This window comes from Paenibacillus sp. EPM92, assembly GCF_016586185.1.
Taxonomy (GTDB): Bacteria; Bacillota; Bacilli; order Paenibacillales; family NBRC-103111; genus Paenibacillus_G; species Paenibacillus_G validus.
This window is the reverse complement of the sequence record NZ_BCPS01000019.1, coordinates 14,447-36,136: the sequence shown is the minus strand read 5'-3', so window position 1 is coordinate 36,136 and position 21,690 is coordinate 14,447. Positions and strand designations below refer to the sequence as shown.

General features: G+C 56.4%; 22 protein-coding genes and 1 riboswitch. Of the genes, 13 read left to right on the top strand and 9 right to left on the bottom strand.

The annotated features are described in order from the left end of the window. Positions 1-138: 138 nt before the first annotated feature. Genes JMF85_RS03215 through JMF85_RS03200 form a run of 4 tightly spaced genes read left to right on the top strand, consistent with a single transcriptional unit; the run spans position 139 to position 3,911 of the window. Positions 139-1,158: a sensor histidine kinase gene (locus tag JMF85_RS03215; protein WP_127609554.1), complete on the top strand. Its 1,020-nt coding sequence runs from the start codon at positions 139-141 to the stop codon at positions 1,156-1,158. Next, positions 1,155-1,700, top strand: a complete 546-nt coding sequence (locus tag JMF85_RS03210; RefSeq protein WP_054798321.1) for a SiaB family protein kinase — start codon at positions 1,155-1,157, stop codon at positions 1,698-1,700. The genes JMF85_RS03215 and JMF85_RS03210 overlap by 4 nt, the downstream gene beginning before the upstream one ends. Position 1,701: 1 nt before the next feature. Further along, positions 1,702-2,100 (top strand): DUF1987 domain-containing protein, encoded by a 399-nt coding sequence (locus JMF85_RS03205; RefSeq protein WP_196426994.1) that lies wholly within the window; start codon positions 1,702-1,704, stop codon positions 2,098-2,100. 5 nt (positions 2,101-2,105) lie between these two features. After that, entirely contained in the window at positions 2,106-3,911 is a 1,806-nt protein-coding gene (locus JMF85_RS03200; RefSeq protein ID WP_155615733.1) for a SpoIIE family protein phosphatase, read from the top strand. 20 nt (positions 3,912-3,931) lie between these two features. On the opposite strand, the gene JMF85_RS03195 is transcribed toward JMF85_RS03200, so the two are convergent. Together JMF85_RS03195 and JMF85_RS03190 are read right to left on the bottom strand one after the other, a co-directional pair. Continuing rightward, entirely contained in the window at positions 3,932-4,648 is a 717-nt protein-coding gene (locus JMF85_RS03195) for a response regulator transcription factor (protein ID WP_127609550.1), read from the bottom strand. Positions 4,649-4,691: 43 nt separating this feature from the next. Continuing rightward, positions 4,692-5,408 carry a response regulator transcription factor gene (locus tag JMF85_RS03190; protein ID WP_196426993.1) on the bottom strand — a complete coding sequence of 239 codons (717 nt, stop codon included), beginning with the start codon at positions 5,406-5,408 and terminating at the stop codon, positions 4,692-4,694. A gap of 269 nt (positions 5,409-5,677) precedes the next feature. Here JMF85_RS03190 and JMF85_RS03185 point away from each other — a divergent pair, with 269 nt between their 5' ends. Next, the gene (locus JMF85_RS03185) at positions 5,678-6,037 is read left to right on the top strand and encodes a response regulator (protein ID WP_054798318.1); all 360 of its coding nucleotides are present in this window, start codon (positions 5,678-5,680) and stop codon (positions 6,035-6,037) included. 212 nt (positions 6,038-6,249) lie between these two features. On the opposite strand, the gene JMF85_RS03180 is transcribed toward JMF85_RS03185, so the two are convergent. After that, positions 6,250-6,720, bottom strand: coding sequence for a C40 family peptidase (locus tag JMF85_RS03180; RefSeq protein WP_127609546.1), 471 nt, complete (start codon positions 6,718-6,720; stop codon positions 6,250-6,252). Between the two features lie 3 nt (positions 6,721-6,723). Further along, a riboswitch (cyclic di-AMP (ydaO/yuaA leader) is annotated at positions 6,724-6,861 on the bottom strand. 353 nt (positions 6,862-7,214) lie between these two features. On the opposite strand from JMF85_RS03180, the gene JMF85_RS03175 reads away from it, so the two are divergent. The 3 genes from JMF85_RS03175 (at position 7,215) to JMF85_RS03165 (ending at position 9,295) form a co-directional block, all read left to right on the top strand. Next, complete coding sequence (locus tag JMF85_RS03175) at positions 7,215-7,631, top strand: BlaI/MecI/CopY family transcriptional regulator (protein ID WP_141336569.1); 417 nt, start codon at positions 7,215-7,217, stop codon at positions 7,629-7,631. Positions 7,632-7,655: 24 nt separating this feature from the next. After that, entirely contained in the window at positions 7,656-8,486 is an 831-nt protein-coding gene (locus JMF85_RS03170) for a M56 family metallopeptidase (protein ID WP_201317706.1), read from the top strand. 113 nt (positions 8,487-8,599) lie between these two features. Beyond that, complete coding sequence (locus JMF85_RS03165; protein ID WP_127609540.1) at positions 8,600-9,295, top strand: YceI family protein; 696 nt, start codon at positions 8,600-8,602, stop codon at positions 9,293-9,295. Positions 9,296-9,467: 172 nt separating this feature from the next. On the opposite strand, the gene JMF85_RS03160 is transcribed toward JMF85_RS03165, so the two are convergent. Next, positions 9,468-10,277 carry a hypothetical protein gene (locus JMF85_RS03160; protein WP_127609538.1) on the bottom strand — a complete coding sequence of 270 codons (810 nt, stop codon included), beginning with the start codon at positions 10,275-10,277 and terminating at the stop codon, positions 9,468-9,470. Positions 10,278-10,292: 15 nt separating this feature from the next. Further along, positions 10,293-12,509, bottom strand: a complete 2,217-nt coding sequence (locus tag JMF85_RS03155; protein WP_127609536.1) for a M1 family metallopeptidase — start codon at positions 12,507-12,509, stop codon at positions 10,293-10,295. A gap of 158 nt (positions 12,510-12,667) precedes the next feature. On the opposite strand from JMF85_RS03155, the gene JMF85_RS03150 reads away from it, so the two are divergent. Beyond that, positions 12,668-13,207, top strand: coding sequence for a YwhD family protein (locus JMF85_RS03150; RefSeq protein WP_236595716.1), 540 nt, complete (start codon positions 12,668-12,670; stop codon positions 13,205-13,207). Between the two features lie 340 nt (positions 13,208-13,547). On the opposite strand, the gene JMF85_RS03145 is transcribed toward JMF85_RS03150, so the two are convergent. Further along, the gene (locus JMF85_RS03145; RefSeq protein WP_141336640.1) at positions 13,548-13,736 is read right to left on the bottom strand and encodes a hypothetical protein; all 189 of its coding nucleotides are present in this window, start codon (positions 13,734-13,736) and stop codon (positions 13,548-13,550) included. After that, positions 13,703-15,766: a transglycosylase domain-containing protein gene (locus JMF85_RS03140; protein ID WP_236595715.1), complete on the bottom strand. Its 2,064-nt coding sequence runs from the start codon at positions 15,764-15,766 to the stop codon at positions 13,703-13,705. Before JMF85_RS03140 ends, JMF85_RS03145 begins: the two co-directional genes overlap by 34 nt. Before the next feature lie 254 nt (positions 15,767-16,020). On the opposite strand from JMF85_RS03140, the gene speE reads away from it, so the two are divergent. The 3 genes from speE to JMF85_RS03125 all read left to right on the top strand — a co-directional run bounded on the left by speE (position 16,021) and on the right by JMF85_RS03125 (position 18,413). After that, positions 16,021-16,848 (top strand): polyamine aminopropyltransferase, encoded by an 828-nt coding sequence (speE, locus tag JMF85_RS03135; RefSeq protein WP_054800395.1) that lies wholly within the window; start codon positions 16,021-16,023, stop codon positions 16,846-16,848. A gap of 21 nt (positions 16,849-16,869) precedes the next feature. Beyond that, positions 16,870-17,739 carry an agmatinase gene (speB, locus tag JMF85_RS03130; protein WP_054798083.1) on the top strand — a complete coding sequence of 290 codons (870 nt, stop codon included), beginning with the start codon at positions 16,870-16,872 and terminating at the stop codon, positions 17,737-17,739. 143 nt (positions 17,740-17,882) lie between these two features. Then, complete coding sequence (locus JMF85_RS03125; RefSeq protein WP_201317705.1) at positions 17,883-18,413, top strand: DUF3888 domain-containing protein; 531 nt, start codon at positions 17,883-17,885, stop codon at positions 18,411-18,413. Positions 18,414-18,565: 152 nt separating this feature from the next. Here the strand turns inward: JMF85_RS03125 and JMF85_RS03120 are convergent, their stop codons facing one another. Next, on the bottom strand, positions 18,566-19,444 hold the full coding sequence (locus JMF85_RS03120) for a metallophosphoesterase (RefSeq protein WP_201317704.1): 879 nt from the start codon (positions 19,442-19,444) through the stop codon (positions 18,566-18,568). Between the two features lie 250 nt (positions 19,445-19,694). Here JMF85_RS03120 and JMF85_RS03115 point away from each other — a divergent pair, with 250 nt between their 5' ends. Continuing rightward, a complete protein-coding gene (locus tag JMF85_RS03115; protein ID WP_054798086.1) occupies positions 19,695-20,147 on the top strand; it encodes a YwiB family protein in 453 nt (150 codons plus the stop codon). Here JMF85_RS03115 and JMF85_RS03110 read toward each other — a convergent pair. Then, complete coding sequence (locus tag JMF85_RS03110; protein WP_236595714.1) at positions 20,079-21,296, bottom strand: S8 family peptidase; 1,218 nt, start codon at positions 21,294-21,296, stop codon at positions 20,079-20,081. The genes JMF85_RS03115 and JMF85_RS03110 overlap by 69 nt on opposite strands. Between the last annotated feature and the right edge of the window lie 394 nt (positions 21,297-21,690).

The window sequence follows — 21,690 nt, the reverse complement described above, 5'->3', positions numbered from 1 at the left end:
TTTTCCTAAAAACCGGTAAAATCAAAAAATCTTAATCGTCTTTGACCTATATTTTACCAAGACGCCTCCAGAATATTCGGGAAACTTCGCTATAATGAAGGGGATGGAAGGCGAGAATCGAGAGTCGGGGTGAGTCGATTGTCCCAGAAAGACCGGGATACGAGCTATAGTCGTTTGTTTGCCGAAGAGCTGCGGCTCGCAGAAGAAGCGAAAGAGGTAGTAAGGGATCGTGCGCTTTCCGGCAAAGAGCTGTACAAGCTGCATCAAGAGTTGGCGGGACAATACGAGAAGCTTCTCAAGACGACCATTAAGCTTTCGCGCATCAGCGATATCCAAGGAAAAAAGCTGAAGGAGCAAGAGCAGGAGATCCAGACGGCGAACGAAAGCCTCAAGCATCTGGAGAAGCTGCGGCAGCGGCTCATTGCAGACATTTCCCATGAGCTGGGAACGCCGATGGTGGCTGTGCAGGGGTATGTGAAGGCGCTGCTCGACGGCGTTATTCAACCGGAAGAGAAATACATGCGGCTTATTTACGACCGGGTGTTGACAGTGAACCATCTCATCAAGGACTTGTTCCTGCTGTCGACGTTCCAGGCGAATCAAAATCACTTTGAGCATCAGCGTATCGAGATCGGCGCTTTCGTACGTGCGGTGGAACGGAAGTTTATGCCGGATTGCGAGCGGGCCGGGATTGCGTTTGACATGGAGATGCCCGGGGAGGGTGCAGACCCGGTTATCGTATGGGGCGATCCGGTGCGGCTGGATCAAGTGTTCGAAAATTTGCTGCGGAACGCGATGAAATTTACCCAAGCGGGCGGAAGCATCCGGCTGTGCAGCGAGTTTCAACCGAAATACGAGGGAGCGCTGCTCGGACATTGGTTCGTGAAGGTATCGGATTCCGGTATCGGTATCGCCGAAGAAGAGGTGCCGCATGTATTCGAGCGATTCTACCGGAGCAAGCGGGCTAGCGCTAACGGCATTGAGGGGACCGGCTTAGGACTGGCCATTACTAAGGAAATTATCCAGAAGCACGGCGGCGAAATCGGCGTGACGAGCCGGGCGGGAGAGGGCAGCACCTTCTTCTTCCTGATCCCCGCCGAATCCGTAACGTCCGTCGACGGGCAAACGCGTTCTATGATTAAAGGAGGCTTGTCATGAACAATCAATTGTATGAAGTGCAGCGCTTTTTGCAGAGCAACCGCATCCTGATCAGCTTCTCCGGGAAGCTGACGCAAGGACTGATTGAAGAGTACGGGGCGGCTGTCAAAAAATATCTGGAGCATGCGGAGCGGCCGACGAGCGAAATTCACGACGTCTTTTCTATTTTTATCGAGCAGACGCAGAACATTAAGAATTACTGCAGCCATCAGGAAAAGAGTCCGCATGGCGAGAGAATCGCCTCCTCCAGTGTCGTGACGATCGGCAAGACGGAGCACAATCATGTGATTCATTCGGGCAACCTGCTTGCCAATGACGATGTCCTCTGCTTGCGCAAGACGTTGGATCAAATCGTTTCGCTCGACAAGACGGAGCTGAAACAGCTGTACAAAGCGAAGCTTCGCGAGACGGTCAGCCCGGACGCGCTCGGTGCCGGCATCGGGTTGATCGAGATGTCGCGGAAAGTGAAGCACCCGCTCGAGTATTCCATAATTCCGATCGACGAGCACGTGTCGTTCTTTACCTTAAAGGCGGTGGTTTGAGTTGGATACTTTGATGGGCCTGCAAATCGAATCGACGAAAAGTACGCCGGCGGTTCAGTTCGATACGGAGACGAACCATTTAGTCATAAGCGGACAATCGTATCCGGAGAATGCATTCAAGTTCTACGAGCCGCTCATGCAATGGATAGACCGGTATTTAGAGCGGGTGAGCGCGGAGGAGTCCGTACTGCTGGAGCTCAGATTGCCTTATATCAATACCAGCAGCACCAAGTGCTTCATGATGCTGCTGGAGAAATTCGACGAAGCTTACAGGGGCGGGAAGAACATCCGTCTGGCTTGGTACTGCAGTCCGGATAATGACAGAGAACAGGAGTGCGCCGAAGAATTCAAGGAAGATTTGAACCTGCCGTTCGAGATCATTCTAAGAGAAGAGGCGTGAGCCTGGTGAAATATTACGACAAAGGAACGCTGCGTATTATCGGATTTGCAAGTCTGGTCATCATCTTCTCCATGCTGCTGATCGGCGCCATCGTGTATATGTTTACCGAATCGGGCGTCGTGAAGAAGCTGAAGGAGAAGGATTTGCCGAGCATCGCGCAGGCGATGGCAGCCAAGGTGGACGGTCGAATCGATCGGGCGAAGGAAACGTCGTTCGTGCTGGCCGCCGACCCCGATGTGCGGCGGTGGCTGCAGGATGGAGAGGCTGCAGGCGAGTACCAGGAGCGCTCGCTGCAGCGGTTAACGACGCTCGTGCGGCAGTTCGGCTACAGCAATTCGTTCATCGTAAGCGCAGGCACGAGCAAGTATTGGGGCGAGAACGGCAAGCTGCTCGGGTCGGTCAGCCCGAACGAGCAGGCGGATCGGTGGTTCTTCGATTTCCTCGCGTCCAAGCAGGACATTCAGGTCAACCTGGACTACAACAAAGAGCGTGGGCAAACGTTCGTATTTACGAATGCGCTTGTGAAGGACGGCGACCGGCCGCTCGCCGTCGTCGGCGTCGGGCTTAGCCTGGAGGACCTGGCCAAGGAGTTCCAGCAGTTCAAGTACGGCGAAACAAGCCGCTTGTGGCTGATCGACCCGAAGGGCGAGATCGTATTGGCGGCGGAGACGTCGGATTACGGCAAGCAGATCGGATCGTTCCTGGACGGGAACATCGTCTCGCAGCTGCTGGAGCAGGCCAGTCCGGTATCGCAGACGCTGGAATTCCAGAACCCGGACGGCGAGCTGACCGATCTGATCAGCTACCCGCTGACCTCTACCAACATGCAGCTGCTGTTCCAAATCGAACGGCAGGAGACGGTGTCGTTCCTCAGCCGCATTAAGCTGAACACGGTTGCTGTTTCACTGATCTCGTTCGTGTTGATCCTGTTCTTGTTCTATTATGTTTCCCACCGGTTGGCCAATCCGTATGAGCGGGCGCTGCAGATGAATCAGCAGCTTGAGCGGAAGGTGAAGGAGCGGACGCAGGAGCTGGCGGAACGGAATGAGAAAATGATGGATAGCATCGATTACGCGAAGCGCATTCAGGAATCGCTGCTGCTGCGCCCGCAGGAATGGACGACGGCTACGAAGGAGCACGTATTGATCTACAAGCCGAGAGACGGTGTCGGCGGGGACTTTCACTGGGTGAAGCCGCTACCCGGCGGGACGCTTATCGCGATTGGCGACTGTACGGGGCATGGCGTACCCGGGGCGCTCATGACCATGCTCGCCATTTCACTGCTGGACCGCGTCGCGGAGGAAGGATATGCGGAGGAGCCGGCCCGCGTTCTGGGCGAATTGAATCGTCTGATCAAGAAGACGTTGAACCAAACCGAACCGAATGGCTTAACCGACGACGGGCTCGATATCGGAATTTGTTATTTGAGCGAGGACCGGACGCTGCTGCGCTTTGCCGGGGCCAAATGCTCCTTGTATTTGAGGGATGACCGCCAAGGGACGCGCGTGCTGGAAGGCGGACGCAAGAGCATCGGCTACCGCCGGACGCCGATGGAGTACCCGTTCGTGTCGCATGAGCTGCGCCTGCAGCCGGGTACGTCGTGTTATATGGCAACCGACGGCTTCTTTGATCAAAGCGGCGGGGAGAAAGGGTATGCCTTCGGCAAACGCCGGTTTACCGAGCTGCTCGACCGTTACGGGCATTCACCGCTGCGTGAACAGGCAGACCTGTTCTGGCACGAATTCCAAACCTATATGGGCGACGAGGCTCAGCGCGACGATATTACGCTGTTGGCGTTCCAAGCCTCGTAGAACGAATAAACATCCCCCGGCTAACCTTTAAACAAGTACCCCGCGCCGCGAATGTTCAGCACATAATTCGGATTGGCCGGATCGGGCTCGATTTTTTTGCGGATGCTGCTGATGTGGACGAAGACGGTGCGCGTATCCCCGATGCTGTCGCTCCCCCACACCTCTTTATACAGCTGGTCGGGGGGGAAGACGCGGTTCGGATGAGCGGCTAAATGAACGAGCAGCTGCATTTCCTTCACGGTCAAAGCCGCTTCCTTCCCTCCCGTCCTGATTCGGAGAAGAGCCGGTTCGATTTCTAATTCGCCGACGACGATGATGTCCGGTGTCTGCACAGAGCCAGAGGGCTTGGGCTCCGGCCGATTACGGGCGATAGGAACTCTCCGCAAACTGGCATGAATGCGGGCCACGACGACAGCCGGATCGAACGGCTTCTCGATGTAGTCGTCGCCTCCGAGCTCGAGGCCGCGAATGATATCGCTTGAAGACGTGTTGCAGCTAATAAACACAACCGGCACTTTCGATACGCTGCGGATGCGGCGGCACAGCTCGTAACCGTCCATATCGGGCAGCACGATGTCCAGCAGAACCAAGTCGGGCGAATCCCGCTCGAAGCGCTCCAGCCCTTCGCCCCCGCTGCCTGCCTCCATGACCTGGAAGCCTTGCGGCTCTAAGTAGAGCCTGAGTATATCGCGAATGTCTTCCGTATCTTCGACGATCAAAATTTTCTCGTTCACCATGAGATGGAATCTCCTCATCGTCCGAAAGGACGGACTTTACCGGTTATTTGGGATCGAATTTATAGCCTACTCCGCGAATATTGTGAATGTAGGTCGGCCTTGTAGGGAGAGGCTCCAGCTTCTTGCGCAGATTGCTGAGATGGACAATGACCGTACGCGTATTCCCGTGACTTTCCATTCCCCAAACCGAGGCATACAGCTCTTCCAGCGTATAGACGGTCCCGGGGTTGCGTGCGAGATGGACGAGCAGCTGAAACTCTTTGGTCACAAGCGCGATCGGCTTGCCGTCCAGCAGCACTTGAAAGCGGACCGGGTCGATCTCGAGACCGGCGTATGCAATGACGCCATCCTTGGCGGGGGCACTCGCCTCCCACTTGCGATCTCTGCGAAAGATGGCGGTGCGCCGCAAGTTCGCGTGCACCCGGGCGACGAGCACCTCGGGGTCGAACGGCTTCACGATATAATCGTCGGCGCCAAGCTCTAATCCTTGAATAATGTCGCTCGAGCCGCTTCGACTGCTGATCAGCACGATGGGGGCGTTGGAATAGCTGCGGAGCTCCGCGCACGTATCCAGGCCGGCGGTTGCCGGGGGGCCGATGTCCAGCAGAATCAAATCCGGTTCGACCGCGTCGAACTGCGTAATCGCTTCTTGCATATCGGTCGCTTCGTACACGTCGAAACCGTCATCCGTAAGGGCGTTGTTAAGTAAATTGCGAATCTCGGGCTCATCCTCCACAATGAGGATCTTCCGGTTAGCCACGTGCGGATTACTCCCTTCGCTCGACTTCTGTTGTCTACGGTAAGGCCCCGGCTGCTTCTTGCGAGCGTTGCTTCTCCGGAGCTTTACGAATTTTGTTGAAATATATCGGAAAAAGGAACGAGTTAAAGCTGAATTGATCTACTTTAGTCGGATTTTAATCGGAATTAGGTCTAGAAGCCTATATAATATGAGTATATCACAAAATTGGAAAATTTGGGTTGAAAACATAGAGCGGCGTACAGCAGACTCGGACAAAAGGGGCGATTCCAATGGCTAAGGTGCTTGTCGTGGATGATGCGGCATTTATGCGTGCGATCATCGGTGGAATGTTGAAAGAACTGGGGCATGAGGTCGTCGGCGAAGCGGAGAACGGCGTTGTGGCGCTCCAGAAATATTGGATGCTGAAGCCCGATTTGGTTACCATGGACATCACCATGCCCGAAATGGACGGTATCGAGGCGCTGCGAAACATCATGAAGTACGACCGCAACGCCAAAGTGCTGATGTGCTCCGCAATGGGCCAGCAGAAGCTGGTCATCGAAGCGATCAGCCTGGGCGCGAAAGATTTTATCGTGAAGCCGATTCAGAAAGAACGCGTGATTAGCACGCTGCATCGCTTGCTCGGTTAAACCAGAAGAGCCGTTCTTCACGTCTAACGACGGGGAGAACGGCTTTTTTTTCGCTGTTTGGATCACGGCTTCGCGGCTGCGGCTCCTTCCCGGAATAAAAAGACAGAAAGCCCTGGCGGCTTGTCCCGTAATCGACCGGCACGCAGGTGCGGGATCGTCGGTTCAAGCCGAGGGCTTTCCAGACAAGTGAATCGTTTACGTCTTAGCGATGGTTACTTGGCGTCGGTCATAACCTGCCCATATTGATCATCCGAAAGGATGCGACGGGCCGTTACATAACGCTTCGCATAATAAGAATCGGTCATCTTCGTGATCACAACGCCTTCGTTCGTGGCGGAGTGATAAAATTTGCCGTCTCCTACGTATACGCCGACATGAGAGATGCCTTTGCCGTCCGTGTTGAAAAAGACAAGATCGCCGGGACGGAGGTCGTTCTTCTCCACCGTGGTGCCGAGCTGGGCTTGGCCCTTGGAGGAGTGCGGCAGGTCGACGCCGAGTTTGTCGAACACCCAAGAAGTGAAGCCGGAGCAGTCGAAGCCGTTGGTTGTTGTGCCCGCCCACTTGTAAGGAGAGCCTAAACCTTCGTTAACCGCTGCGCTTAATGGGGTTTCAGCAAATACGCTGCCTACCGAAATCGTGCAAAACAGTGCTGCGGAAAAAACAAAACTGACAAGCTTCTTCAAAGAAGTTTCCCCTTCCAGAGCCTACGAGGTTAGCTGAAGGGTTCGGTTGAAGGTTCCCTATGATCACTCTGAAGCGAGATCAATTCACCCAAAAACTGGTTCCCCCGTTTTCTGCGCGCAGAAATTCGGCAATATTTTCTGTTTTATTTTCCAAGTACAGTTATTCGAGCAAAAGTGACGATATCCTTCTTTTGTCACAAACTTGTAATAAATACAGGGATTAAAACGAAACCGGGCGGGTATACTAGATAGATTGACATTGTAAGCGGATACATACAAATGCGGATGCCGGGCCTTCCGTAATTTTTACACGTGCTTCGTGAACGATTGTCGGAACGCCTCGAAAGCTCGCGATTGCGCATACGAGGGCGGCCGATAGTATCGGTACGGTACCCAGGACCATAACACAAAGCTGTATAAGACCCGGATTCATTGAGAGGATTTGACAACGCTTTATAGCTTCACTACAATTTGTAGTGTGGGGTGCATGGCAAATGAAAATTCATAGCTTCAAGTTTTATGAGAAGGGCTTGAAACGGTTCTTCGGACCGCTGGAGTCGAAAGTGCTGGACATCCTGTGGACGCATCCGAATCAGTCCATTAAAGAAGTCCAGAAGAAGCTGGAGCAGCAGGATGAGCATTTGAACTTCAATACGGTCATGACCGTGATGAACCGCTTGGTCGACAAAGGCGTGCTCATGAAGAAACAGGCGGGTCGGGCGTCGGTGTACGAGCCGGTGCATTCAAAAGAACATTTTCTGGATATTCAATCGAGGGAAATTGCGCACGAACTGCTCGAAGATTTCGGTCCGCTGGTTGTCAATCATATGCTCGACGCGCTGGAAGAGGCCGATGCGGAGATGATCGAGAAGCTGGAACAAAAAATTAAAGACCTGAAAAAGGAAAGATAGGCCATGTGGGAAAATCGGTCTAGAATGTTATTTGCTTCTGCGTTCGTCCTTGCGCTGATCGTGTGGGTCCAGATGGGGCTATATGCGGCTCATGTTCTGTTCGGCTGGTCGCTTCGGTTCAACGTCTTTGAAATTTGCAGCAGTCTGCTGCAGGCGCTCGGCTTCGATTCGGTGACGCCGCTGCTTAGCGTGCTGGTCGCTTATACGTTCGGCTTAAGCCTCTGGATCTGGGCGAAGCAAGTCTGCTTGTCGAGGCGCGCCTACCGGAAGCTGCTCGCTTCCCGGCATGAGCGGTCGACGCAGGAGCTGAATGCCCGGTTCAGCGCGGACAAGCCTGACCTGCTGGTCGTCATGTGCGCGGAGCCGATCGCGCTGACGCTCGGATTGTTCCGGCCGAAGATCATCTTATCCACCGGATTGCTGAAGCTGCTCGATCGCGATGAGCTGGAAGCGGTCGTGTACCACGAGCAGTATCACCGGAATCATCGAGATCCGCTGAAGACGTTCTTGCTGCACCTCGCTTGTTCGGTCATGCGTTATATCCCGATTCTGCGCTGGTGTTACCATCATTATAAGATTGCGCGGGAGATATTGGCCGATCGCGAGGCGATGGCGGTCATGGGATCGCCGGCGAGCTTGGGGAGCGCCTTGTTGAAGCTGATGAAGAAGAGGGAGCGGACCGCTTCGATGGATTTCGCGTACGTCTCTTTCGCAGATACCTCGATTAACTACCGGATCCGGCAAATTCTCGATCAGCAAGGCGCGCCTTCGCTGGGACTGCCGGTAAAGCTGGCGATCGTGTCGCTGCCGGTTGTGGTTTTCCTGTCGGGTTTGTTTTTCTTGTCGCTGCTTTAAGTTGAAGCCGTGGCGTTTGAGCGAGTCATATCGCGGATCGGTCCCGTTAAGGGATTTTTCTTTATACAATTACACTACGGATTGTAGTGTTAACAATTGAAGGAGGCGTATTGATGACAACGAAAACACTCGCATTATCCGCAGGAGTTGCAGTTGTGTTACTAGCCGGGGCCTATGGCGCGTACGATTATTTTGCCGGCAATCATATCGAGGTGAAGGAGGTCATTCCGGCCTCCGCGCCAGTCGGCGGAGCCGCTGCGACGGGACAAGCCATCAAGGCGGAGCAGATCGACGGGAAGTGGTCGGTGCTGCCGGCATCGGAGGTGTATTTCTCCGTTACTACGTCGAAGGAGACGGTGAATTTTGTCGTGACGCCGACTCAGGGAAGCTGGGAGCTGAACACGGCCGATGCGTCGAGGACGACGGCCGAAGGCAAAATCGAGACGAGTGTGCTGCAGTCGGGAAATCCGCAGCGCGACAACCATATTAAGAGCAAAGATTATTTCGACACAGCGCAGTTCCCGGAAGCGGTGTTCACCGCCAAGTCGTTCGACCAGCTGCCGCAGGCATGGAAGGAAGGCGAGAAAGTCGGTTTTCAAATGAGCGGTACGCTGCAAGTGAAGGACAGGAAGAAGGACGTGACGTTCCGGAGCGAGGCCTTGTATGAGCAAGGGCAGCTGAGGCTGGAAGGCAGTACAGTCGTGACGTTCGCCGATTTCGGCATGAAAAATCCGCACACCGTGGCGCTCGACACGCAGAATGACATCCAAGTGCAGCTTCGGCTTGTGCTCGAGAAGGCGCAGGGGTAATGGATAGGGAAGCGCGGGGCGAAGGCGCGGTTTGCGGATGGGCGCTGGGGTCATTGGCGGCTGCGGTCCGCACGCACGGCTGGGCCGCACTGCCGATATCGGGAGATATCGCGCAGCGAGGCCAAGGCCGCTGCTGCGTCCTTGGCCTCTTCGCCGTGCGTCGCGCACGCCGCTACGCTTTCTCCGTCCAAAGCGCGAATTGCGTGCCGATCGCCCATACTTTAAAGAACATTTGCGCCAGGCGGAACACCTGGACGGCGAGCAGGGCCAGGAAGCCGGCCCAGAAGAAGGACGCCGCCATCACGGCCGCCGTCGCCAGAAGCCCCAGACCGAGCACGGTAAGCGCGGCCAGTACGATTGCCGGCAGGTGGCGGACGATAAAGAGGCAGGTGAACAGCATCGAACGTCCGCTTGCTTTGCCGATCTGCAGGTACATGAAGACGAGCTGGATGAGCAGCAGGTAGACTGCGAACGCCGAAAGTACAGGCAGCAGCGCGCGCACAAGCCCCGAGTAGGACACTTGCGAGCCGAACAGCTCGGTGGCCAGCGGTACGAGCCATACGAGCGGAGCCAGCGTCAGCAGCAGTTGAGCGGCGTAGAATCCGAAATAGGGCAGCGTCAGCCTGCGGATGCCTTCCACGAACCGGTAGCCGGCGTTCATGTCACGGTTCTGAAGCGAGTAGTAGACACCGGCATTCAGCAACGGATGCAGCAGCATCCGAAGCGCAAGCAGCGCTAGTCCCCACCAGAGGAAGGGCTCGATCAGGTTTGTCTTCATCAGCTGGAATTGGCTTTCAATCCAGAACAGCTGCACGGCTTCCTTCGACAGCTCCGTCGGGTAGCGGTGAAGCAAGGGCAGCACAACCGACTGGACCAGCTTGTAGAGGGCGATACCCCAAGCCAGATGGTATACAAATAAGGTGAAGACGGCGAACGGCTGCCCCCAGGCGATCGACCAGCCCGATTTAACGCGATTCCACATGTGTACGAACCCTCCTCACCACGCGACCCAGCCGAACAAGGTCTCCAGTATTTTAACGATGCCCATATTCCAGCGGACGGACAGCTTCGTATCCACGTTCGTCTTCATAAAGCCGTTAATCCGCTTGTTTTCCAGCACGATCGTATGCTGCGGATCGATCGCCGCCCAGTCGAGCGGCGCGGCATGCGTCAGCTTGTAGATGATTTCGCTCTCAGAGCCGTTCCATGTCTTATCGATTTGCGTGCCGTCGGCAAAGTGGAATCGAACCGGGACGCTCGGGACGGTGCCGCCGAGCTTGCGCAGTTTGACGCTGTTCTCGTACACCGTTTGGCCGTTCTCCGTCATCTTCTTCGTATGGATCCCCGCCACTTCATAATTGGCCATCATGCCGCCGTACACATATTGATCGAAAAATTCTTTCCAGCTCGATTTCGTCACATCTTCCACGGTGCGTTGAAAATCTTCGGTGGACGGATGCTTGAACTTCCAGCGCTGGAAGTACGTCCGCATAATTTTATTCATCGTCTCCTGGCCCGCTTGCCCTTCTATCGCCTTCAGCACGAGCTTGGCCCGGGTATAGACATTCTCGGCGTAGTTGCCGTGCCCCGCATAGTTCCAGGCGTTCAGCTTGAGTGAAGCAGGGGCGGTGATGTAGCTCGATTCGACGAGACGGTTCGAACGCACGCCGTACTCTTTCTCCATCAGCCTATCTTCGGCGTAGGACGTGAACCCTTCGTCCAGCCAGGCTTCCTCGAATTCGTTGCTGGCTACCATGCCGTAAAAAAACTGATGCCCGATCTCATGAACGATGACGCGTTCGAGCTCAAGGCTCGGGTTGTCTTCGCCTGCTCCCCAAGCGGTGACGAGCGTCGGATACTCCATACCGCCGGCGCCGTTGCCGTTCTCCGGAGGCACGACAATGGACAGTGTCGAGTAAGGATAGCTGCCGTACCATTCCGAATAGCGGGCGAGCGCTTTTTTCGCGGCCGTCATATAACGCGCTTTCAGATGCTCGTGCTTCGGATCGAGATACAGCTTGATCCGGACGCCAGGCAAATCCTTGGTGGCATAAGGCTCCTCGAAGTAGACGAAGTTCGGTGAGGCGGCCCAGGCGAAATCGTGAACGTCGTCGGCGTAGAAGGTATAGAGCCGCGTCTTGCCGTCGTTCACAACAGGTTTGGTCGGGAATCCGCTCGCCGCCACGGTATAGCCCACCGGCACGCGCAGCTTCACATTGTAGATGCCGAAGTCGGCATAAAACTCGGAGTTCCCGTGATACTGGTGCAAATTCCAGCCTTCTTCCGCTTGCCCGCGCGTTCCTTTGGGCTCATAGACGGCGATTTTCGGGTACCACTGCCCCGCCATCATGAAGTCGCCGGCGTACCCCATACGCGCAAACACTTGCGGCAGCTGCACCGTGAACGAGGTGAGCAGCGTCACCTGCTCGCCCGGGGCGACAGCCTTCGGCAGCGGCACCTTCACGAGCGTCCGGTCATGAACGTTGCCGTCGTCCGGCTGCACGTACTCGATCCGGTCGGTCAGCTCCGTTTCATTCCCGTTCAGCATTTGAATGGAAATGAGCTTCATGCTCCCGTAGTTGTCTTCCGTGCTTGCATCCTCGCGCAGCTTGCCGCCGGACTCCTGCATGAACGTCGTTTTTTTCGATTCGAACGCATTCGGATACAAGTGGAAGTACAGATCCTGGACCGGGACACTGCCGGGGTTTTTCCAAGTGAGGGAGGAGGTGCCGTGAATCAGTTTGCCCTCGGCGTCGAACTCAGCGTTCAGGTGGTATTCGACGATGCGGTTGGACAAGGGTCTGGGCGAAGGCTTCTCAACCGGCCTCGCCGGCAAGCTCGGCGGCGCGGGCGGAGGCGCCGCAGGCTCGGTAACCCGCCCGCTGACCGGCAGCGCTTCGCTGCCAGGCAGGAATAAGCCGGTGGACGAGCCGTCCGCTTGCCCCCGGGCGGACGGCCAGGCCGGCGCCGCGACCACCGCGTGCGCATGCTCGCCCGCGGTGCGGGTCGGCTTCAGGGCAAGAGGGCCCGGCGCAGAGGCGTCCGGCCTGGCGGAAGCCGCAGTGACAGCGCTGTAGGGCAGCTGCCAGCCTCCGTCCGCATCGCCTGTCCGTATTTCGTTCGAAAAAATCGCGCCTGGCAGCAGGGCGCTGCTGCAGGCGAGGACCGTCACGCAGCCCCATATGGCAAGTCGGTTGCCGAGTCGTTTACTCATCGATTTTCACCCCGTTGACAAGCATCTAAGGCATGTATATGTAACGGGACAAGAAACCATGAACAAAAAATTGTCAAGCCTCACTGTTTCATGGATAATAAAAGAAAGACGGGTAGACGTTAAATCTATGAAGGTAGTGAAAGGAAGGGGATGTAACGGTGGATACAAAGGATTTGGGCGCCGGCGGACAGGCGAATGCGGAGTCTGGCGAGAAGAAGAAACTGCCGGCTTTAAATATCGTCAATAAAAAAGAAACGAAGCACCGCGGCTTCGGGCAGGGCTCGATTGATTTAAGTCAATTGTCCAGCGTTATTATCGATGGAGACGAGGCGTACTTGGACTTAGGCGCGCTGCATGCGAAGAGCAGGGTGGAGAAGGGAATCAAGTTTTCGCCGAACAAGGATGAAGTGCCGAACGGCCGGCCTTGCTGGATCGTTTGGGTGGCCGTCGACTTCCATGAGGACGGCAAATATTACGCCGGCGTAACCTCCTGCGAGATGACCGTCGATCCGGACAACCGCCGCGGCTGGAAAGTTCTTGCCGATCACGTCAACCGGATGGACTATGCGCTCAAGCGCAAAATTATGGTCGACAATCTGGGAGAGAAGGAAAAGGCGCTGCTCAAAAACCTGCTGATCGAGAACGATCCGGGGATGTGGGAACGGTCGGACGAGTCGCTTAAGACGGCGCTTGCTTAAATTTTTGTACATTATGTGACGGTATTGTGTCACCATCCATAACGATGTATACTAATGCCTAGTATATGCATCATATACTAGGACAGCAGGAAGGCAGACCTCTCGGTCTGCCTTTTTGTGTTGTCCGGCGAAGCCGGGCCTTCTGCGCCAAAGCGGCCATGCGCCTGACATCCATGAGGGGCTGCGCGATCGCTAGCACGGGACAATTCCGTTATTTCCGCCGCGCGTCTGTCGTTATCACCGGAAAGGCGAGCGTTCAAACGAAAAGGACCCCTCTGGCAAACGGATCAACGATCCGGCTTGCCGGGAGCCCCTCTTGCCGCCTATGTTTGACCTGCCGTCAACCTTCTGCCAACGCTACCCTGCGCCTGTTTACGCGCGCGGGGTCTGTCCAGGCTATCAACAGTCCGCCAATGCGTCTGTACAGCTGCGCCTGCATCAACCTCAACCGTCTGCCCTTGCCGCCGGCCGCTTGCTTGCGTGCCATTGCAGCTGTCAGCTCGCCCACCAGCGCTTCAAATCGTTCCACCACGAGCCGCCGGTTTTGCCCGGATCCTGCTTAACCGGCTCGTCCTTCACCGGCTCCTGCGAGCAGTATTCCTTCGGCTCCGTGCCTTGGATGAAGGCTTCCATCCGCGATTTCGGGCAGCTGTCGTTGGCGAGCTTGCCTGTTGCGGGATCAATGTAGACGCTGACCACGCCCTCGGGAATCGGAAACATCTTCGGAGGCACGGATTCCAGAGTCCGCTCCGTGAACTCGGCGAAGATCGGCGCCGCCAGGTGCGATTCGACATTACCGATGTTGCGGTCCTTGTCGTACCCGACCCAGACTGCCGTCGACAGCTCGGGCGTATACCCGACCATCCAGGCGTCCGTGTTGGTTGTGCCGGTTTTGCCGGCGACCGGACGCTTCAGGACGCTGGACACGCGGCTGCCCGTGCCTCCCTGATCGAACACGCTCTCCATCAGCTGCGTCATGACGTACGTGTAGGCCGGCTCAATGATCGTTTCCTCCGAAGGGCTCGCTTCGTACAGCACCCGCCCGCGCCGGTCCTCGATGCGCAGAATGGCCGTCGGCGCAGCGCGCACCCCTTGATTGGCGAAGATGCCGAACGCGGAAGCCATCTCGTACGGGCTCACCGGGAACACGCCCAGCGCAAGGGACGGCAGCGGCTCCATCGGGCTCGTGATGCCCATCCTGCGCGCCATGTCGATGACGCGGTCCGGTCCGGCTTCCAGCGCCGTGTGCACGGCGAAAATATTGTCCGACTTGGCGATCGCCGTCCGCATGTCGATCCAATCGAAATACTTGCCGTCGTAATTGCTCGGCGTATAGGATTTGCGGCCCTGATCGTAGGTGAACGTGGTCGGTTCGCTTTTGAAACGCGAGACCGGGGTGAACTGCTTCTCCTTCAGCGCCGTTAAATAGACGATCGGCTTGAACGAGGAGCCCGGCTGCCTAGTACTGGCGAAGGCCCGGTTATACTGGTTGTCCGCATAGCTGCGGCCGCCGACCATCGCCTTTACATACCCGTTGCGCGGATCGATCGAGACGAGCGCGGTTTGCAGCTCAGGGTAAGGCTCCAGCTGTTTGCGGATCACTTCTTCCGCGATTTGCTGGGCATTCAAGTCGAGCGTGGTAAAGATGCGCAGCCCCATATCTTCGTATTCTTTTTCCTCGATGCCGAGCAGCTCGGTCGCCTGACTGCGAATGTAGTCGCGGAAGTAGGGGGCGGTCACCGTCGTTTTCTTCGCCTCCAGCGGCATGATTTTGAGCTTCTCGCGCGCCGCCTTATCCGCTTCTTGCTGCGTGATGTAACCGGCTTCGACCATCGTCTGCAGCACCGTCTTTTGACGCCCGAGCGCATTCTCAAGGTCATAATAAGGCGAATAATAGCGCGGTCCCTTCGGAATGCCTGCCAGCAGCGCGCTCTCGGCCAACGTGAGATCGTGGGCGCTCTTGCCGAAGAAAAGCTGGGAAGCCGATTGAATGCCGTATGTGGAATGGCCGTAATAAATTTGATTTAAATATTGCTCCAAAATTTGATCCTTGCTCATCTGCAGCTCCATCTGCACGGCATAATACGTCTCCTTCAGCTTGCGCGACCATGTCCGCTCATGGGTCAAGTACATATTGCGCGCGAGCTGCTGCGTAATCGTGCCGGCGCCCTGCACTTTGGACATATGCTGCAGGTTCACGATTGCGGCGCGGGCGATCCCTTTCGGATCGAAGCCGTAATGGTCGTAGAAGCTGCGGTCCTCGATCGCCAGCGTCGCCTCCACGATGCTGGGCGCCATCTCCTGCAGCGGCACGGTTTGCGAGTTTTTCCCGCCTCCTCCGTACGCTTCGATCAACTTGCCGTGCACGTCGTACAGCTCCGAGGCCGCCGCCATCTTGGAGACGGGCAGCGCTTGCGAACGCATGAACAGCAGCCCCACGATGCCGCAGGCGGCTCCGAGGATGAGGCAGGTGAAGGTGAACGACAGGAACGTGCGGAAGCGTCCCTTTTTGCGACTATGGTGAAATTCGTCGGCATCGGTAATGCGTTGCCCGGACAATAGCTGACCCTCCTTGGCGACCGCTCCTTCCTTGCGGAAAGAGCGATGCGGTAAGATGCTCACGATAAGTGCTATTAACCAGTATGGAAAAACATAGAAAGACGTATTCAGCCGGCTGTGTCCAAAACGTTAATTTTTTTTAAATTTACCGTTCCGGAGCGCGTTCGTATTTGCATTTTCAGGGTAATCTACTATAATACAATTTGACATGTAAGGCCCGCGGTTCGTTAACTCAGAAAGGTGGCTTGCGCGCAATGGAATTATGGTATACAGAGAAGCAAACGGAGAACTTCGGCATCACCGCCAAAATTAAAGAAACGCTGGTTACGGAGAAAACCGATTTTCAAGATCTCGCGATGATCGACACTGCCGAATGGGGCAAAATGCTCGTGCTCGACGGCATGGTGATGACGACGGTTAAAGACGAGTTCGTTTATCATGAAATGGTGGCGCATCCGGCGCTGTACACACACCCGAATCCGAAGCACGTGCTCGTGGTCGGCGGCGGCGACGGCGGCGTCATCCGCGAAGTGCTGAAGCACCCGGAAGTGGAGAAGGCTGTGCTTGTCGAAATCGACGGCAAAGTCATCGAGTACTCGAAGCAATACTTGCCTTCGATCGCCGGCGAATTGGACAACCCCCGCGTGCAAGTGATCGTCAACGACGGTTACATGCACATCCACGAGCACAAAAACACGTACGACGTCATCATGGTCGATTCCACCGAGCCGGTTGGCCCAGCCGTGAATCTCTTCACGCAAGGCTTCTACAAGGGCATCTTCGACGCGCTGAAGGAAGACGGCATTTTCGTGGCACAGACGGACAACCCTTGGTTCAAAGCGGACTTGATCCAAACCGTCAATCGCGATGTAAAGGAAATTTTCCCGATCGTGCGCGTGTATGTGGCGAATATTCCGACATACCCGAGCGGTTTGTGGACGTTCACGATGGGCAGCAAGAAGTACGATCCGCTGGCTGTTGACGAAACGGCCATTCCGGAGATCGATACGAAATACTACACGCCGCGCCTGCACAAGGCGGCATTCGCGCTTCCGAAATTCGTGGAAGACTTGACGAAATAGGCTGAGGGAGACGTAATCCACATGAAAATCGATCAAAAATATTCCGGTAACGTCTTTATTCTCAGCTCCGACGATTATGCGTCCTCCCGCGCCGTCATTTACGGCATGCCGATGGACTATACGGTCAGCTTCCGTCCCGGTTCCCGGTTCGGCCCGGCGCGCATCCGCGAAGTGTCGATCGGTCTGGAGGAATACAGCCCGTACCTCGATAAAAGCTTGGAGGATATTACGTATTTCGACGCCGGCGATCTGCTGCTGCCGTTCGGCAACGCCGGACGGAGTCTGGAAGTGATCGGCGAATACGTAAGCGGCCTGCTCGCGGACGGCAAATTCCCGTTCGGTCTTGGCGGCGAGCATCTCGTCTCTTGGCCGGTCATCCAGGAAGTGTACAAGAAGTACCCGGATCTTGCGTTGATTCATATCGATGCGCACGCCGACCTGCGTGAGCACTATGAAGGCGAACCGCTGTCCCACTCGACGCCGGTCCGCAAAGCGGCTGCGCTTATGGGCGGCAAGAATATTTACCAATTCGGCATCCGCTCGGGCTCCCGCGAGGAGTTCCAGTTCGGGCGCGAGCACATCAATTTCTATCCGTTCGAAGTGTTGGAGCCGTTGAAAAAGGTGCTGCCGGAGCTTGCCGGCCGTCCCGTTTACCTGACGATCGACATCGACGTGCTCGACCCGTCCTGCGCACCGGGTACCGGTACCGCCGAAGCGGGCGGCATTACGTCGAAGGAACTGCTCGCTGCCATTCATGCGATGGCTGCGTCGGAGCTTAACTTTGTCGGCGCCGATATCGTGGAAGTGGCTCCCGCCTACGACCCGACGGAGCAAACACAGATCGTCGCCAGCAAGCTGATGCGCGAAATATTGCTGGGTCTGGTGAAGTAAGCGAGAGCAGCTGCACAGCGGTTGAACAAGAGTTGAGGCCGGACTTCACGCCTTAGGGCGGGGGGCCGGCTTTTTTTCGTTTGGCCGGCAAGCATCGGGGCTGCGGCGCGATTGCTCCTTCCCTTGAGTGATGCTGCGGCGGGTTGGCCATAATATCCCCAAATCGAGTCAAGGGGGAGTTCACCATCATCAAGCGAGTCGCCTTGGGGCTGACGTCGGGATTTCTGCTGCTTGCCGCCACACTGTCCGTTTCGGCTGATGAGCCGTCATCGCCGACGAAGGAGCAGCTGCTTGAGGAGACGCTGATCGTGCGCTACCTGCCCTTGCTCATGCAAAGTGTCCGCGAACCGTTCTACTGCGAGCGTGTTTTGCAAATTCGGCAGTTGAACCGCAGCAACAGGGAACATGAAGTGACCGTTGGCGTCGTCACATTCCAGGGGCCTCATAATCCGCCGCATGATTTGGTCGAGGTGACGCTGACAGACGTACCCGGAGACGAAGGGGTTCGGGTGCGTCGGGTTGAGCGAACCGCCAATGCCCCGATCGAGCGGATCCGCAGACACTGCAGTCCCGAGGGTGTTCCGGCGCTGGTTTCGTTGGAGCCGAACGCTGCAGCCGGCCGGCTTGCGGTGTTCTTTGACCATCGACAGCTCGCCGATGTACGGGGTCATTGATGCGATTGCCGTCGCTGGGTTGACTGGACGGCTCGGGGCATGCCCGATTTGCTTGTAGAGCTGGTCGGGCGACCCGTAGAAGCCGTACAGGGAAATGGGGCTGGAGAGCTGTATCTTGGATTGACTTTAGCCGTTCGCAGGGCAGGTGCGTCTTACCCGCGCTGCAAAGTAATGAAGGTTAATTCAGGCCTGCATAGAAACCGGATCGGATGCTGCGAAACGCCAATGCCCCGGTTGACATATAAACGGAAATGATTGGCGCCCAGCGCATATTCGCCGATGACATACTTTTTGCCGAATTTCGGCGTCACTACATGCCCATAGAACGGGAGTCTCACTTGACCGCCGTGACTGTGCCCGGACAGCTGCAGATCGACCGGGTGCTGTACCGCCGTGTCCGCGAAATCCGGACTATGCGACAGCAACAGCGTGAATGCATCCTTCGGTACCTTTTCCAGTGCTTTCCCAATATCCGGCTTGCCGTGCCACATATCTTCCACACCGGCTACCCAGAACATTCCGCTCTCGCTTTGCACGTGGGAAGCGGCATTGCGCAGCGTACGGAAGCCGCCGGCTTCGAGCGTCCTGGCGACGTTCGCCGGGCCGCTGAAATAATCGTGATTGCCGAGCACCGCGAATTTCCCGAGCTTGGCCTGCATCCTGCCTAAAGCTTCGGCGTAGGCGGGGCCGTCGGCGCCGATCGCGTAATCGATGAGATCTCCCGTGAAGCAGACCAGATCGGGATTCAGTCGGTTGATCGTCTCCGCCAACCGCTCCAAGTCTTCCGCGTTATAATGAAAGCCCAGATGCGTATCGCTGAACTGGACGACGGTTAAACCGTTCAGCGCCTGCGGCAAGCGCGGGGCTTCCAGCTTCAAGCGGACGATGTCAAGCCATTTCGGCTCGGCGTAACGGGCGTAAGCGAGGGCGGTTGGCGGAATTGCCATCGTGCCGAGCACGATCAAAGCCGCCTTTTTCAAAAATGATCTTCTCGTCAGCTTGCGCTTTCTGGGAGAGGGGTTCGGTATCATGTAGGAATAGGCCTCCGGCATCGTGATGAAACCATGTACAACGTTAGACGCAGCAGGGGCCGCTTAGGTTTCCTTTTTGCTGCCCGGCAGATAAGATTTCGTTTTACTTGTTTTCCCGAATGAACCTTGACATCCGTATCGTTCCTTGTTATATAAGACGGGAGCTGGTTGTCCGGGTAAGCCGTCTATATAACCTTGGGTCAAATAGACAACGCCCGGTTGAATACGTTTTGCGAAAGAGATGAAGAACATGACCAAACTAGAGGGGCCGGCCGGGTCAGGGAAGATTGCGGTCCGTATCCGCCTGCAAAGCACGCTGGGGGGCGAACGCATCGTGCGCGATATGACCGGCGAATGGTTCCCGAAGGGCGACCACTATTATATCCGGTACGAAGAGCCTGAGGAAGCGGAGATGGGCCATACGGTGACGACGCTGCAGGTCAAAGCGGATGAAATCCGCATTGTACGGTTCGGCGACGTGCGCTTCGAGCAGACGATTGCCGCCGGTCGCCGCCATATCGGGTACATGCAGACGCCGCACGGCCGAATGGAGATCGAGACGCGCACGCACGGCTTGTCCGTCGAGCGGGCGGAAGGACTGGCGCTGCCAGTTACCTTACGCTGGGCTTACAACTTAACGGTTATGGGTGAAGCGGCCGGCGACTACGCCATCGAGTTGACCGCCTCCCCAACACACGGTTGATCTATTATTATTTTTTTTCCGGAATAAGGCGCTGACTGTGCGCAGCGCATGAAGCTCCTTGATGCAGTCGCGTTTGCCGGGCTTGAGGATCAGACGCGCATTTTTGCGAAGCAGCATGCGAATGCGCAGCGGCTTGAGGTCGGGCTTGAGGGAAAGCATCAGCGCTACGACGCCGGTCACGTGCGAGGTGGCCATCGACGTGCCGCTCAGCTCCCGGTACTTGCCTTGCAGCCAGGTCGAATAAATGTTCTCGCCCGGCGCATAAATGTCGATTTGCTTGCCGTCGTTGCTGAAGCTGGCGATCCGTCCGCGGCGGGTCGTGGCGCCGACGGCAATGACTTGGGGGAAGCGGGCGGGGTAATCGATCTCGGCCCGCTTGCCTTCGTTGCCGGACGACGCGATGACGATGATGCCGGCCCGATAGGCGCTGAGCACGGCAGCTTCAAGCGCTTTACTGTACGTTCTCATGCCAAAGCTCATGTTGATGATATCCATGCCGTTCGCCACGCACCAATCGATGCCTTTGACGATGTCGGAGACGAAGGCGCCGCCTTGGTTGTCGAATGCTTTCACCGGATGAATCAACGCTTGCGGCGCAACCCCTACGATTCCGCGTTGGTTGGTATAAGCGGCGATCGTGCCGGCGATGTGCGTGCCGTGGCCGTTATCGTCGATCGGGTACGGCTGGTGGCTCAACACATTGATGCCCCGAGATAAGCAATGACGCAGATCGGGGTGCGAATAATCGGCGCCGGTGTCGATAACGGCGATACGGATTTGGTCGCCTCTCGATTTCGACCATACTTCCGGGGCGCGGATATGGCGGATGCCCCAAGGGATCTTGACGGCCTCCGGATCGGCGGCAGCCGGTGTGCCCGCGTACAGCGAAGACGAGCCGGAGCTCGGGCCCCGTGCGTGTAAGCGGATGCGCACATCGGCTTCGACCGACTGAACGAAGGGAGCGGACGCGATCCTGTCCACGGAGCTCAGCGGACAGGAGATGGCTCGGATCAAGCGCAGCGGCCGGACTTGGCGCAGCTGGGGAAACGATTTCGACTTGAGGTTCATATGACATGCGAAAGCGTCGTAATCTTGGGCGGTCGCGAATCGGATAATGTGCCGACGTTCAAGCTCTGCCGTGTCCTTCATGGCTTGATGCAGGCATTCGGCGAATGACGATGGATCCAGAGTCGATCCCCCCCTACTATGAAAATCGTGCCAAAGCATTTTTCATCCGAAGGCGATGTTGAAAAATGAAGATTCATAGGCGCTTTGGACGTCAACTTAGGGCTATTCCATGCGTTATTTTATGTAGGGGCGTTTCCTTGCGTATAAACGCATGTTCCTATAAAAAATAAATGGGTGTCCAACCGTGTCAAAGTTTGGCCGGATACATACGATAATTTAGAGAGGGAGTTCTTTAACTCCGTTTTCTATAGGGTCAAAGCGCGGAAACGGTTACGGGCCGCTCTCTCGCCTTTGTGGGTTACAGTCGGGACGAAGGATCCCGCTTGCTGAAGCCTCCGGTCCAGACCGGCAGCTC

Bases quoted from the DNA above. Each gene is read 5' to 3' on its own strand.
- JMF85_RS03115 (WP_054798086.1), top strand. From the start codon at position 19,695: ATGACCAAACTAGAGGGGCCGGCCGGGTCAGGGAAGATTGCGGTCCGT.
- speB (WP_054798083.1), top strand. From the start codon at position 16,870: ATGAAAATCGATCAAAAATATTCCGGTAACGTCTTTATTCTCAGCTCC.
- JMF85_RS03210 (WP_054798321.1), top strand. From the start codon at position 1,155: ATGAACAATCAATTGTATGAAGTGCAGCGCTTTTTGCAGAGCAACCGC.
- speE (WP_054800395.1), top strand. From the start codon at position 16,021: ATGGAATTATGGTATACAGAGAAGCAAACGGAGAACTTCGGCATCACC.
- JMF85_RS03110 (WP_236595714.1), bottom strand. From the start codon at position 21,296: ATGAAGGACACGGCAGAGCTTGAACGTCGGCACATTATCCGATTCGCG.
- JMF85_RS03155 (WP_127609536.1), bottom strand. From the start codon at position 12,509: ATGAGTAAACGACTCGGCAACCGACTTGCCATATGGGGCTGCGTGACG.
- JMF85_RS03120 (WP_201317704.1), bottom strand. From the start codon at position 19,444: ATGATACCGAACCCCTCTCCCAGAAAGCGCAAGCTGACGAGAAGATCA.
- JMF85_RS03185 (WP_054798318.1), top strand. From the start codon at position 5,678: ATGGCTAAGGTGCTTGTCGTGGATGATGCGGCATTTATGCGTGCGATC.
- JMF85_RS03160 (WP_127609538.1), bottom strand. From the start codon at position 10,277: ATGTGGAATCGCGTTAAATCGGGCTGGTCGATCGCCTGGGGGCAGCCG.
- JMF85_RS03195 (WP_127609550.1), bottom strand. From the start codon at position 4,648: ATGGTGAACGAGAAAATTTTGATCGTCGAAGATACGGAAGACATTCGC.
- JMF85_RS03165 (WP_127609540.1), top strand. From the start codon at position 8,600: ATGACAACGAAAACACTCGCATTATCCGCAGGAGTTGCAGTTGTGTTA.
- JMF85_RS03175 (WP_141336569.1), top strand. From the start codon at position 7,215: ATGAAAATTCATAGCTTCAAGTTTTATGAGAAGGGCTTGAAACGGTTC.
- JMF85_RS03170 (WP_201317706.1), top strand. From the start codon at position 7,656: ATGTTATTTGCTTCTGCGTTCGTCCTTGCGCTGATCGTGTGGGTCCAG.